At 67.8% G+C, this 12,552-nt stretch carries 10 protein-coding genes; 3 read left to right on the forward strand and 7 right to left on the reverse strand.

Features of this window, described 5'->3' with window-relative positions:
* Positions 1 to 268 precede the first annotated feature (268 nt).
* On the forward strand, positions 269 to 1,399 hold the full coding sequence (gene lldD, locus ACM9LZ_RS22355) for an FMN-dependent L-lactate dehydrogenase LldD (protein ID WP_416621742.1): 1,131 nt from the start codon (positions 269 to 271) through the stop codon (positions 1,397 to 1,399).
* A gap of 20 nt (positions 1,400 to 1,419) precedes the next feature.
* Here lldD and ACM9LZ_RS22360 read toward each other — a convergent pair whose 3' ends face one another.
* Positions 1,420 to 2,475 (reverse strand): translation initiation factor eIF-2B alpha/beta/delta subunit family protein, encoded by a 1,056-nt coding sequence (locus ACM9LZ_RS22360; protein WP_416621743.1) that lies wholly within the window; start codon positions 2,473 to 2,475, stop codon positions 1,420 to 1,422.
* Positions 2,476 to 2,738: 263 nt separating this feature from the next.
* Here ACM9LZ_RS22360 and ACM9LZ_RS22365 point away from each other — a divergent pair, with 263 nt between their 5' ends.
* Positions 2,739 to 3,830, forward strand: coding sequence for a GNAT family N-acetyltransferase (locus tag ACM9LZ_RS22365; RefSeq protein WP_416621744.1), 1,092 nt, complete (start codon positions 2,739 to 2,741; stop codon positions 3,828 to 3,830).
* Between the two features lie 63 nt (positions 3,831 to 3,893).
* On the opposite strand, the gene ACM9LZ_RS22370 is transcribed toward ACM9LZ_RS22365, so the two are convergent.
* From ACM9LZ_RS22370 to ACM9LZ_RS22395, 6 genes are all read right to left on the reverse strand, one after another.
* A complete protein-coding gene (locus ACM9LZ_RS22370) occupies positions 3,894 to 4,799 on the reverse strand; it encodes an ABC transporter ATP-binding protein (RefSeq protein WP_416621745.1) in 906 nt (301 codons plus the stop codon).
* Entirely contained in the window at positions 4,796 to 5,686 is an 891-nt protein-coding gene (locus tag ACM9LZ_RS22375; RefSeq protein WP_416621746.1) for an ABC transporter ATP-binding protein, read from the reverse strand. Before ACM9LZ_RS22375 ends, ACM9LZ_RS22370 begins: the two co-directional genes overlap by 4 nt.
* Positions 5,683 to 6,597 (reverse strand): ABC transporter permease, encoded by a 915-nt coding sequence (locus ACM9LZ_RS22380; RefSeq protein ID WP_416621747.1) that lies wholly within the window; start codon positions 6,595 to 6,597, stop codon positions 5,683 to 5,685. Before ACM9LZ_RS22380 ends, ACM9LZ_RS22375 begins: the two co-directional genes overlap by 4 nt.
* Before the next feature lie 4 nt (positions 6,598 to 6,601).
* A complete protein-coding gene (locus tag ACM9LZ_RS22385) occupies positions 6,602 to 7,579 on the reverse strand; it encodes an ABC transporter permease (RefSeq protein WP_416621748.1) in 978 nt (325 codons plus the stop codon).
* An 81-nt stretch (positions 7,580 to 7,660) separates the two neighbouring features.
* Positions 7,661 to 9,352, reverse strand: a complete 1,692-nt coding sequence (locus tag ACM9LZ_RS22390; protein ID WP_416621749.1) for an ABC transporter substrate-binding protein — start codon at positions 9,350 to 9,352, stop codon at positions 7,661 to 7,663.
* 234 nt (positions 9,353 to 9,586) lie between these two features.
* Positions 9,587 to 10,615 carry a glycoside hydrolase family 3 N-terminal domain-containing protein gene (locus ACM9LZ_RS22395; RefSeq protein WP_416621750.1) on the reverse strand — a complete coding sequence of 343 codons (1,029 nt, stop codon included), beginning with the start codon at positions 10,613 to 10,615 and terminating at the stop codon, positions 9,587 to 9,589.
* A 295-nt stretch (positions 10,616 to 10,910) separates the two neighbouring features.
* On the opposite strand from ACM9LZ_RS22395, the gene ACM9LZ_RS22400 reads away from it, so the two are divergent.
* Positions 10,911 to 12,428, forward strand: a complete 1,518-nt coding sequence (locus ACM9LZ_RS22400; RefSeq protein ID WP_416621751.1) for a hypothetical protein — start codon at positions 10,911 to 10,913, stop codon at positions 12,426 to 12,428.
* The last annotated feature ends 124 nt before the right edge of the window (positions 12,429 to 12,552 follow it).

The following is a 12,552-nucleotide window of genomic DNA, read 5'->3' on the forward strand; positions in this document are numbered from 1 at the left end:
CGTCCCGCGCGCGGCGGTTGGGGTGGCAGGGCCGGGGGGTGGGAAGGGCGAAGGGCCAAGGATGGAGATGCTTCAATACCGGAACCGGGCCGGTCCGTCATCGTCGCATGCGTTGCCACCCTGGCAATATGAACGCAAAGCTGGCGGCGGATGGGCGCGCGGGCCGGCGCTTCGTCCGGCCTGCAACCTTTCCCGCTTTACGGCGGGCCCGATCGATATCATTGATGGCCGCTGGTCGAACACCTGAAGGGAAGCAGGAGCCGCCTGAATGATCATATCGTCCACGCTGGATTTCCGGGAGGCAGCGCGGCGCCGCCTTCCCCGTTTCCTTTTCGATTACGCCGATGGCGGCGCCTATGCGGAAGAGACGATGCGCCGCAACGTGTCCGATCTGGCCGGCATCGCCCTGCGCCAGCGCGTGTTGCGCGACGTGTCCGACATCTCGCTGAAAACGACATTGTTCGGTCAGGACATGGCCATGCCCGTGGCGCTGGGGCCGGTTGGCATTTCCGGCATGTACCGCCGGCGGGGCGAAGTGCAGGCTGCCCGCGCGGCCAATGCCGCGGGCCTCCCCTTCTGCCTGTCCACCGTGTCCATCTGTTCGCTGGCCGAGGTGGCGGGGGCCACCGGCGGGCCGTTATGGTTCCAGCTCTATGTCATCCGGGATCGCGGCTTCATGCGCGATCTGCTGGCCACGGCCAAGGCCCAGGGGGCCAGGGCGCTGGTCTTCACGGTCGACATGCCCGTGCCGGGGGCCCGCTACCGCGATGCCCATTCCGGCATGTCCGGCCCCTATGCCCCGCTGCGCCGCGTCGCGCAGGCCATGTTCAAGCCCGCCTGGGCCTGGGATGTCGGCCTGGCCGGCCGCCCCCACCGGCTGGGCAACCTGGAACCCGTGCTGGGCCGCAAGAGCGGCATGAACGATTACATGGGCTGGCTGGCATCGAACTTCGATCCGTCCATCTGCTGGTCCGATCTGGAATGGATCCGCCAGGGCTGGGACGGCCCGCTGATCATCAAGGGCATCCTGGACCCCGAGGATGCGAGGGCCGCGGCCGGGATCGGGGCCGACGGCATCGTCGTGTCCAACCATGGCGGCCGCCAGCTCGACGGCGTGCTGTCCTCGGCCCGCGCCCTGCCTTCCATTGCCGACGCCGTAGGCGACCGGCTGACCATCCTGGCCGATGGCGGCGTGCGCTCCGGCCTGGATGTGGTGCGCATGCTGGCGCTGGGGGCCAGGGGCGTGCTGCTGGGCCGCGCCTGGGTCTATGCCCTGGCGGCGCGCGGCGGGGCCGGCGTCTCGCTGCTGCTCGACCTGATGGCCCGGGAAATGAAGGTCGCCATGGCGCTGACCGGCACACGCAGCCTGGCGGAGATCGACCGGTCGATCCTGGCATGAAGCGTGTTTCAGGGTCGGGGTCAGGCGTCGTTGGCGGCGGATGTGTCCGTGCCATGGACCGGTTCATGGTCGGGAAACCGTTCCGACAGGGCACCGACGGCAGGCGGGCAGGTGCCCCGGTCCGTCACGAAACCGTCGATCAGCGACAGGGGCAGGATGTCCAGGCCCGGCACCGGCGCCATGGTCAGCCCCTGCCAGTTGATGGCGGCGGCCGGCAGGCAGACATGGACGGGAATGCCGCCGGCCCGCGCCAGCCGGACAAGGCCGCCCATGCCGGCCGGCACCAGGCTGTCACCACGCGGAACGGCGCGCAGGGCCGCCACCAGGACCCGTTCCACCACCTGCCGCCGGATCAGGTCGGCCGCCCCTTCCATGTCGCAGGGACTGTGCGGGATGCCGGCCTCCACCATCTCCCAGGCGGCAAGCGGGCCGATGGTGACGACATGCGGCGGGGCCACATCCTCGCCCAGCACGCCGCCCGTGGCCTGGCGCAGATCCACCTGTTCCTGCGCCAGGAACAGGCCCGCCGACGCGGTTCCCCAGCCCACGCCCGACAGCCAGCCCGGTTCCGACAGCAGCAGCACCGTCTGGGGCAGTCCGCCGCCCCCGCCCGCCCCGATGCGGCGCAGCAGGCCCATGGCATGGCGCCCGATGGCCAGGTTGGCGGCCAGATCTTCCATGGCGATGGCATTGGCTTCGTCATAGGCGCGCACCGACCGGTCGGCAGGCGGCGTCACGTCCAGCACCTCCCGCATCCGGTCCAGCACGCCGCGCAGGCGGGGGCAGCGCGGGTCCAGGGCAGCCAGGGCATGCCAGGCCGTCATCACGGGCACCATGTCCGGGTCACGCCGCGCCGCCAGGGCCAATGCATAGGCGGCGGCCACGGCGATCAGCCCCGGTCCCTGCAGGCTTCCCCCCGACATGGCCGACAGCACATCCCCCGGCGAGCAGAGCCGCCGCGTCACCCATTCCGCCGGCAGCCGGGCCTGATCGACCACCTCCACGCTCCAACCATCATCCGCCAGCCATATCGACTGGTGCCGCATGTAGCGCCGGGATGCTGGTTCTGTCGGCATGGAAATCCTGAAGGCCAAAATTTCGGCCACCATGGCGCGCCGGTACTCCACGGGTCAAGCCGAACAGTCGGTGCATGACGAAAGTCATGCGGGCGACGGCCGGGCAGGGAAACGGGCATCCTTGCGGGGTTGGATCGGACCGGACAAAGGCGTAATACCGGGTTGCGACCGCCCCCGCCCCCCTTGCGTGCGACCCGCCGAGTGCCGCCGCAGGCATGGAAGGGGCCGGTCAGGTACAGGACACAAGGGCATGTTCGTCTGAAATGAAGCTGCAAGCACAGGTCATCAACACCCAGGCCGGTCTGGAAGCGATCCGGACGGACTGGCAGCATTTCGTCGGCGGACTGGCCGATAATGCGCTGGTCTATGCAAGCTGGGACTATATCCACGCCTATCTGTCCTTTCAGAACCAGCCCGGCTGGCTGATCGTGGTTTTCCGGGAGGCGGAAAGCGGGGCGATCGTGGCGATCCATCCGCTGACCCTGTATCAGGTCACGGTCGAGGGCCGGACCTTCCGTGCCTGCCGCCCCATCGGCGTCGCCTATCTTCCCTTCATGGAATTTCCCCTGCGCATGACCGCTGGCGCGGCGGTCACCCGCTCGCTGGTGCAGGAGGTTTTGTTCCGGGCCCTGGGGGTGGAAATCGTTTTCCTGGGTCCGCTGCAATCCACATCCCCCACCTATGTCGCCCTGCTGGAGACCATGCCGGCGGCGCAGATGAAGGTGTTGAGCATCACCTCCTACAGCCATATCGATGGCCGGGCGCAAAGCTTCCAGGATTATTGCCGCGGCCGGAAGACATCCACCATCCGGGATGCCGAACGGTGCGAGCGGCGCCTGCGCGAGGCGGGCCGGCTGGATTATCACGCGCCGGACATGACAGAGGACCCGGCCGGCCTGGCCCGCCGGCTATGCGCCCTCAGCGAGGGGCGGTTCAGCGGTAACCATCTCTATGCGACCCGGCCCGAATGGCGTGAATTGCTGCCCCACCTGATGACGCGCCTGCAGCCGGCCGGCATGATGGAGGCGTGCAGCCTGCGCCTGGATGGGCGAGCCATCGCGCTTTGCGTGAATTTCCGGCACAAGGGGCGGCACAGCTACCATATGGCGGCCTTCGACCCTGCCTATGCCCGTTTCTCCCCATCCAAGGTGCTGATGGCGCACCTGATCCGGCGCGCCTTCGCGGAACGCGCGCTGTTCTGCTTCGGCGGCGGCATCTATGATTACAAGGAGGACTGGTGCCATACGGTGGGCGACGCGCGCGTGCCCGTGCTGTTCGCCGATGAAGGGGTGCGCGCCGCCGTCGAGCCGCTGCTGACGATGCAGCTTCTCAGCCAGTTCATCGGGCGCCAGTGACCGGCTTCAGTGACAGGCGCCAATGACGGACGCCCGCACGGGACAAGCGCCAGGAATGGGCCATCACGCCGCCTGCCGCACCCAATGGCCGGGCGACACCTCCCACAGCGTACCGGGTGCCTGGATGCTTTCACGGACCTGTGCCGCCAGGGGGGCCAGGCTATGGCCGGCCCCGAACGGGCAGTCCACCTCCGGCACGGCCGCCAGCAGCAGGCGGGTATAAGGGTGGCGGGGATTGTCGATCACCTGGGCCGTGGGGCCGCGTTCCACGATGCGGCCGCGGAAGATCACAGCCGTTTCCTCCGCCACATAGCGGGCCGTGGCGATGTCGTGGGTGATGAAGAGCATGGCGATGCCGCGTTCCCGCTTCAGGTCGCGGAACGTGTCCAGCACCGACAGGCGGATGGACACGTCCAGCATGGATGTCGGCTCGTCGGCGATGATCACCGACGGGTTCACGGCCAGCGCCCGGGCCAGGTTGACGCGCTGGCGCTGGCCGCCGCTCATCTCATGCGGGAATTTACGCAGGGTGGCGGCCGGGTCCAGGTCCACGGCGCGCAGCAGGCCGGCCACCGCCGCCCGCCTGCCGGCCGCGTCCAGGTCCGGCCGGTGCAGGGCCAGCGGCCTGGACAGGTGATGGCCGACGTCATGGGCGGGGTTCAGCGCCGCGAACGGGTCCTGGAACACCATCTGCACGGCCGAGCGGTAGGCCAGCAGCGCCTTGCGCCCCGACAGGCGGGTGACCTCCCGCCCGGCATGGAAGATATGGCCGCCCGTTGCCGTCAGCACATGGGTCAGAAGCTTGGCGCAGGTGCTTTTCCCCGATCCGCTTTCCCCCACCAGCGCCAGGGCACGGCCGGGATAAAGTGCCAGGTCCGCCCCGTCCAGGGCCGTGAAGGAGCCAAAGCGCATGGTCAGGCCGCGCGTTTCCAGCACGGGCGCGGTCCCCGGTTCGGGCAGGCCGTTCATGGCATCGTCTCCTTGGTGCCGGCCGGGGGCATACCGGCCGGGGATGTGCCGGGCCGGGGGTGCAGCGGCGGGATGGAGGCCCAGAGCCGGGCCGTATATTCCTGCCGCGGCGCCTGGATCATGGCCTGCGGCGTCGACAGTTCGATCAGCTCGCCCCGCAGCATGACCCCGACCCGGTCGCAGAACTGGCTCATCAATGCCAGGTCGTGGGTGATGAACAGGACGGCGAAGCCCAGCCGGTGGCGAAGGGCCGCCACCTCCTCCAGCAGTTCCCGCTGCACCACCACGTCCAGCGCCGTGGTCGGCTCGTCCATCACCACCAGCCGGGGCCGCAGCGCCAGCGCCATGGCGATGACGATGCGCTGGCGCATGCCGCCGGAGAACTGGTGCGGATAATCATCCATACGGTCCGCGCCGATGCCGACCATGCCCAGCAGGTCGGCCGTGCGGTCCCTGATCTCCGCCCTGTCCCGGCACCCGTGCGCCCTGAACATGTCGGCGAACTGGGCCGACACCCGCAGCACGGGGTTCAGCGCGTTCATGGCGCTTTGCAGCACGACGGACAGGTCGCGCCAGCGCCACGCCCGCAAGGCCCTGTCGTCCAGCGCCAGCACATCGGTGCCGGCAAGATGGATGGACCCGCCGGTGATGAAGGCCGGCGGCCGGTGCAGGCGCGCGATGGCGAAGGCCACCGTGCTTTTGCCGGAACCGGATTCTCCAGCCAGACCAAGCACTTCGCCGGGCATAACGTCGAAATTGACGTTTTTGACGGCGCGGACCAGCCCGTTCGGCGTGGCGTAATCGACACACAGATCGCGCACCCGCAGAACGGGGGGAACGGCGGTGCCGGGATCGACGGGGGCCATGGGATGGATGGCATCATTCATGTCCGCCCCCCTTCGCCGGTGCCCTGAAGGGCATGGCTGCGTTTCAGCCCGGCCAGCACCCCCGCCGGCACGCGCAGGGTGCGCAGGCGGGGGTTGGCGATCTCGTCCACGGCGAAATTCACCAGCGACAGGCCCGACCCGAAGATCACCAGCGCCAGACAGGGGGCGGCCATTTCCCACCAGGCCCCGACCTGCAGGGCAGAGGTGGATTGAGCATGATAAAGCATGGTGCCCCAGGACACGACCATCGGGTCCCCCAGCCCCAGGAATTCCAGCGTCGCCTCCGTGATGACGGCATAGAGGACGGAACCGATGAAGTTGAAGCCGATGATGGAGACGAGGTTGGGCAGCAGTTCGGCCATGATGATGCGCCAGGCCGGCTCGCCCAGCATCTCCGCCGCCAGGATATAGTCGCGCTGGCGCAGCGACAGGGTCTGGGCGCGCGTGACGCGCGCGCCCCAGCCCCAGCTTGTCAGCCCGATGATGGTGGCGATGACGAAGGGGCCCGTCTGGCCGATGAAGGCGGCCAGCACCAGCATCAGCGGCAGGTTGGGGATCACCAGCGAGATGTTGGTGAACAGGTTCAGCACCTCGTCCACCTTGCCGCCGAAATAGCCGGCGGTGACACCCACCGCCGTGCCGATGACGGTCACCAGCAGCCCGGCGGCGAACCCCACCAGCAGGCTGGTCTGCGTGCCGTGGATGGTCTGGGACAGCACGTCGCGGCCCATGCGGGTGGCGCCCATCACATGGTCCGCGCCGGGCGGCTCGTGCGGGGTGGCCACGCGCTGGTTGATGTCGAACGGGGCGATCAGCGGGGCCGCCAGCGCCAGCACGACGAAGGCCAGCACGATGGCGGCACCGATGGCCGCCTTGCGGTTGGCAAGCAGGGTTTGCAGCAGGCCGCGCATGGGCTCACCCCTTCCTGAGACGCGGGTCGAGCGCGACGTAAAGCACGTCGGCGATGAAATTGGCCGTCAGCATGGCCAGCGTCATGATCAGCAACTGGCCCTGGATCAGCGGATAATCGCGGGCCATGATCCCCTGGAACAGGGTGTAGCCCAGGCCCGGATAGTTGAAGACCACCTCTGTCACCAGCGCCCCGCCGAAGGCCGCCCCCAGCGTCATGGCAAAGCTGGTCACCGTGGGCAGAAGCGCGTTGCGGGCGGCATAGGCCATGCGCAGCCGCCGGTCGGACAGGCCCTTGGCCGTGCCCAGCACGATGTAATCCTCGCCCAGCAGATTGATCATGCTGTTGCGCATCGTGATCAGGTAGCCGCCGACCTGGGCCAGCGCCATGGTCACGATGGGCAGGAAGGCATGCTGGGCGACCGACCCGATGAAGGCCAGGCTGAAGCCCGGATCGATCTCCGGCGCGTAGGCATAGCCCGTGGGGAACACCGGCCAGTGGATGGCGAACAGGAACAGGGCCAGCAGCGAGGTGACCAGCGGCGGCATGGCCTGCATCATCAGCGCCAGCGGCGCGCCGACGCTGTCGAACCGCCCGCCGCGCCGCCAGGCGGCCAGGATGCCGGCCAGCGACCCGATGGTGAAGGCGATCAGCGACGAGGTCAGCACCAGCATCAGCGTCCAGGGCAGGGCGCGCCACAGCACCTCGTTCACCGTCAGCGGGTGGAACTTCACCGAGAGGCCCAGGTCCCAGGTGAAGACGCTTTTCAGATAGGCCAGGAACTGTGCCGGCCAGGGCTGGTCGATGAAGCCGAAGGTCTCCTTCAGCGCGGTCAGGGCTTCCGGCGGCAGGGTGCCGCCCGCCTGGGCGAACATGATGTCGACCGGATTGCCGGGCATCAGGCGCGGGATCAGGAAATTGAACGTCGCGGCGACGATGAAGGCGGCGACATAGAATCCGATCCGGCGGAGAAGGAAGGCCATGGTTGGTCCTCTCCCGAAACCGAAGATAGGCGATGAGGGCGGATGTCAGGGGTTCGGCGGCGGGCGGACGGCCCGGCCGGATCAGTCGCTGCGGTCCACGGGCTCCAGTGCCAGCAGGTGCAGCAGCCTTTCCGGCGTGCCGTCGAACACGTCGGGCCGGGCCACCGGATTGTCGGCGTTGAACCAGCCCCTGAAACGCTTCGTATTGTATTCGTACCAGATCGGGTTGCTGAACAGCGGCACATAGGGGGTGTTGGCCGCCAGGATCATCTGCACCTTGTCCATGGCCCGGCGCTGTTCGGCCGGGTCGATGGTGGCGACGAAGGCGTCCAGTGCCGCGTTCAGTTCCGGATCAATGAAGCGGGTCGGCGCGCTGCGCGTCTTGCCGGCGAAGCGGGAATGGAAGCCGGTGTCGAAGGAGCGGTGCGGCGTCTCGCCCGTGAAATAGCCGTTGATGGCCATGTCATAGTCGCCGGTGATCAGTTTCTGCGCCCAGCTTGCCGGCTCAGGCGTGGACACGCGGGCGTCGATGCCGATGGCGTTCAGCCCCTCCGCCACGAGTTGCGAGCTGTTCACCCAGTCGGTCCAGCCGTTGGGTGCCAGGATGTCGAAGCGGATCGGCTTGCCGTCCGGCGTTTCGATATAGCCATCGCCATTCACGTCGCGAAAGCCGCTTTCGGCCAGCAGGGCGCGGGCGCCGTCCTTGTCATATTTGGCATATCGGCCGAACTGCCGTTCAGCATCCTGGTTCACCCAGTCCTGATAGAGCCGGCCCAGCCCCGAGGCATATTCGTTGACGATGGGATAGCCGTAGCCCGCGATGTCCACGATGGCGCGGCGGTCCACGGCCATGCTGACGGCGCGGCGGAAATTCACGTTGCGGAAGGCGGCCCGGTTGCCGGCCGCACCCGCATCGAAATTGATGTTCACGGCCACCGTGCCGCCGGGCGGGAACCAGTAGCGGTGATGCACCGGGTCGGCCGCGACATAGGTCCGCTCGATATCGGGCATGAAGGCGCCGAACCAGTCCAGCTTGCCATTGCGCGCAGCGGCCAGAAGCTGTTCGTTGTTCCCGATCTGCGGAAAGGACATGCAGTCGATCCGCAGGCTGGCCGCATCCCAGTAATGCGGGTTGCGGCACTGGACATAAAGCTGGTTGGTGAAGCGCCGGACCTGCGTCATGGGACCGGTGCCCACCGGGTCCGGATTGGTGAAGGTGACGGGGTCCGCCACCTTGGACCAGACATGGCGCGGCACGACGGGGATGCGGGCCAGCTCGTAAAGGCTGTTGGCGTTCACGCGCTTCAGCGTGAAGACCACGGTATGGTCGTCCGGCGCCTCCACGGCCGCCAGCCGTTCCCAGATGTCCAGCGTGTCCAGCGCCTTGTGCCGCCTCAGCATCTCATAGGTGAAGACGATGTCGGCGGCCGTGAAGGGCTGGCCGTCGGACCATTGCACGCCATCGCGCAGGGTGAAGGTCAGCCGCAGCAGGTCCTTGGAGAAATCATAGCCCGTCGCCAGACGGTAATGCGGGCGGCCATTATGCAGGGTGTTGAAGATGATCAGCGGCTCATAGGCGAATTCACGCGCACTGTAGAGCCGGGTCGTCTCGTTGTAGGGGTTGAAGTTGCGCACCCAGCCCGTGGAGAAATTGGCCACCACCGTGATGGTGGACGGATTTTCCAGCGGTGCCGCCTGGGCCAGCACCGGCACCGGTGCCGCCATGGCCGGCAGCAGGGCCGCAAGCGCGGCAAGGTTGCGCACAATCTTCATCCCGTACTTCCCTGTCATGCCGGCCGGCGCCTTGCTGGCTTGTCTGGCCTGATCCGTGGCCCCGACTGTCGGGCAGACATACCCGGCAGTGCTACACCCAACTTCGTTGATTTCGTCGTTCACCGCCATTATCGGCAGGTTTTTGACTGTAGAAGGACGGATAATTACCCCGTCGCCACTGCGCCTGAACAATCCCGTCCATGCGGGGAACAGCTCCCGGGGTGGTCCGCCCGGTCAGGCCGCCTCCAGCAGCATCCGGATTTCAAGCAACGTCGCCTCCACATCCACCATGGCGCCGGCCGGTGGCAGCGGGCGGGCCAGGCGCGCCGCCGCCGCGTGGCCCAGGGGCTTCACCGCCGCCGCGATGGGGATCCATTCATCCACATCCCCATGACTGGACAGCACGATGTCCACGCCTGCCCCCTGCACCGCGGCGGCGCGTTCAGCCAGCGTTCCGCCCAGGCTTTCCATATAGATGCAGTCGGAGATCAGGACGCCGTCAAATCCGATGCGCTCGCGGATGATCGTCTGCACCACATCGCGGGAAATGCTGGCCGGGTTGGCCGCATCCACCGCGCTGTAGACCACGTGGGCCACCATGGCCCAGGGGGCCGTGCGGTTCAGGCGCGCGAACGGCAGGAAGTCGGTGCAGTCCAGCATGTCCAGGCCGGTATCCACGACGGGCCTGTCCTTGTGGCTGTCCACCAGGGCACGGCCATGGCCGGGAATATGCTTAATGATGGGCGTGACACCGACCGACGCCATGCCGTCCATGAAGGCCCGGGCCAGGACGGTCACCACCTCCGGGTCTGTCCCGAAGGCCCGCTCACCGATCACCGGGTCGGCCCCGGCCACGGGCACGTCGGCCAGCGGCGCACAATCGACCGTCACCCCATGCCGGCGCAGCAGCGTGCCGATGGCCGCGCCGTTCAGGCGCGCCGCGCGCAGCCCCGCCAGCGCATCCCCGGCGTAAAGCCGGCCAAAGGCGGCCGGTGCCGGAAAGGCCGGCCAGACCGGCGGTTCCATGCGCTGATGCTCCCCGCCTTCGAAATCGATCAGGACGGGGGCGTCGGTGCGGCCCACGGCATCGCGGAAATCCCCGCACAGACGGCGCACCTGATCGGGGCTTTCGCAATTCCGCTTGAACAGGATCAGGCCCAGCGGGTCGGCATCGCGGAAGAACGCCCGCTGATCGGCCGACAGGACGGGATCGGGTGTGCCGAAAATGACGGCCAGCGGCCGCGACGGGGCGGAATGTGCCATGATGCCTTCGCCTTGGAAGTGGGAACTCCGGATGGCAGGGGGTATTGAGCCGCGACTGTTGCGCGAATGCCTTGCCGGGGCGAAAGCCTTGATCCGGGCCGCGGAACGGTTCAAGCGCTCCTTGCCGGATCAACGATATTGACGGTATGGTGGCACCCGTCTGCGGGGATTATCATGGATAGTTCCGGTTGCGCCGATTGAAACCATAACAGCACCGCACGCGCCCATGACAGCACCACAGGCGCAGTGCGGAAAGGCGCATGAAAAGACGGCATGGGGGCAAGGGAAGGTGGGATTGTCCAGACCGGATGTAATCGCAGCCCTGAAACGTGGCGGCCCCCTTGTCCTGGTGCTGGTCCTGTCGCTGTTCTTCCTGTCCGTGGCCGTGGATGACACGGTCGATATTCAGGTCGACAATGCCGGCCGCGCCGTTGAACGCGAGTTGGACACGCTGGTCCGCAATGTACGCGACCAAAGCTCCGCCTTCGCGTCAACCAGTTTCATCGGCTATTCGGTGGGGCGTTATTACGGCTTCGCCTCGGCGTTTCAGCAGATCTCCCCCGATCCGGAACGCGCCGCGGCCCTGCTGCGCTCCACCTATCCGCCGGGCGATGCGTCCCCCGCCGACATGCCGGCGGCGATGACGCCCTATGCCGCCGTGCATGACCGTTTTCACGCCAGCTTCCGCGACCTGCTATCCTCCACCGTCTTCGATGATCTCTACCTGATCGACCGGTTCGGCCGCGTCGTCTACAGCCTGCGCAAGGATGCGTCCTTCGGTGTCGACCTGTCGGCCCCGCGGCAGCGCGACGGCGCGCTGGGCACGCTGTTCCGTGAGGTGATGGCCCGCATCCAGCAGGCGCCGGTGGCCGAACAGGTGATGGTGCTGACCCAGCCGCTACCGCTCGACCCGTCGCACGGGATGCTGCTGGGCCGGCCCGTGGTGCGCCACGGCACGGTGGAAGGCGTCGTCATCTTCCGCATGCCCGTCGCACGGGTGCAGGAACGGCTGGCCCTGCTGGCACAGCCCGGCATCGGCTTCGCGCTGCTGGACCCCGCCGGCAACATGGTGACCACCGCCCCCGCCGCCACAGAGATGAAGGGCTGGACGCGGCAGGAACCGGCGGGACTGCCCGACAGCGGCTGGCGCTATGTGCTGTTGACGGATACCGCGACGCTGGCCGGCGGGCTGAACTATGTGAAATGGCTGTTGCTGCTGGCCGGGGCCGGGGCTGTCCTGCTGTTCCTGCGCGCCTTGCGGGCCGACCCCTCGCCGGCCCGCCGGCCCGGCGGCGCTGCCGGGCCGGCGGTCACGCTGCCCATCGGGCCATCGGCCCCACTGGACGTGGCGCCGCCCCTTTCCATGCCAGTCCCGGCGCCGGAACCGGACCCCATGTCCGATGCCGGCACGGCGGAGGATGGCGACCCCCACGACCATGGCAGCCACGAGCATGGAGATGAAGCGGAACCCGCCGCCGCCCTGGACACCGATGAGGATTACCGGCGGTGTCTGGTCGATGTCATGACGCTGGCGCTGGATTACTGGCAGAAGGCCAAGCGCAAGGGGAAGATCGAACTGGCGGAGGAAAGCGGGCTCTGGCGCGTCTATATGGACCGGTCTTCGCTTCAGACACGCACACTGGACAAGTATCTGCTGGTGGAAACCCTGCCGCGCAATCCCCGCTGGCGCGACGTGGTGCGCACGGCCGAATATGTCCTGCGCCATTGCGGCGATCCCCCGGCAGAGCGCGAGGCGCTGGCCGCGGCGCTGGGCCGGCTGAAACAGCATCTGCGCCAGGCCGAACGGGTCTGAAACCCCGTCTGCCGGCCGATCGGCCCCATCGATCAGCCCGCATCGGCCGCCGGTTCCCTGCATCCACCGCCCCTTGTCACCGGTTAATAAGTCCCGGCGATCGCAACCGATCACCGGCCTCACT

The sequence above is a fragment of the Niveispirillum fermenti genome (assembly GCF_048066175.1).
GTDB classification, from domain to species: domain Bacteria; phylum Pseudomonadota; class Alphaproteobacteria; order Azospirillales; family Azospirillaceae; genus Niveispirillum; species Niveispirillum fermenti.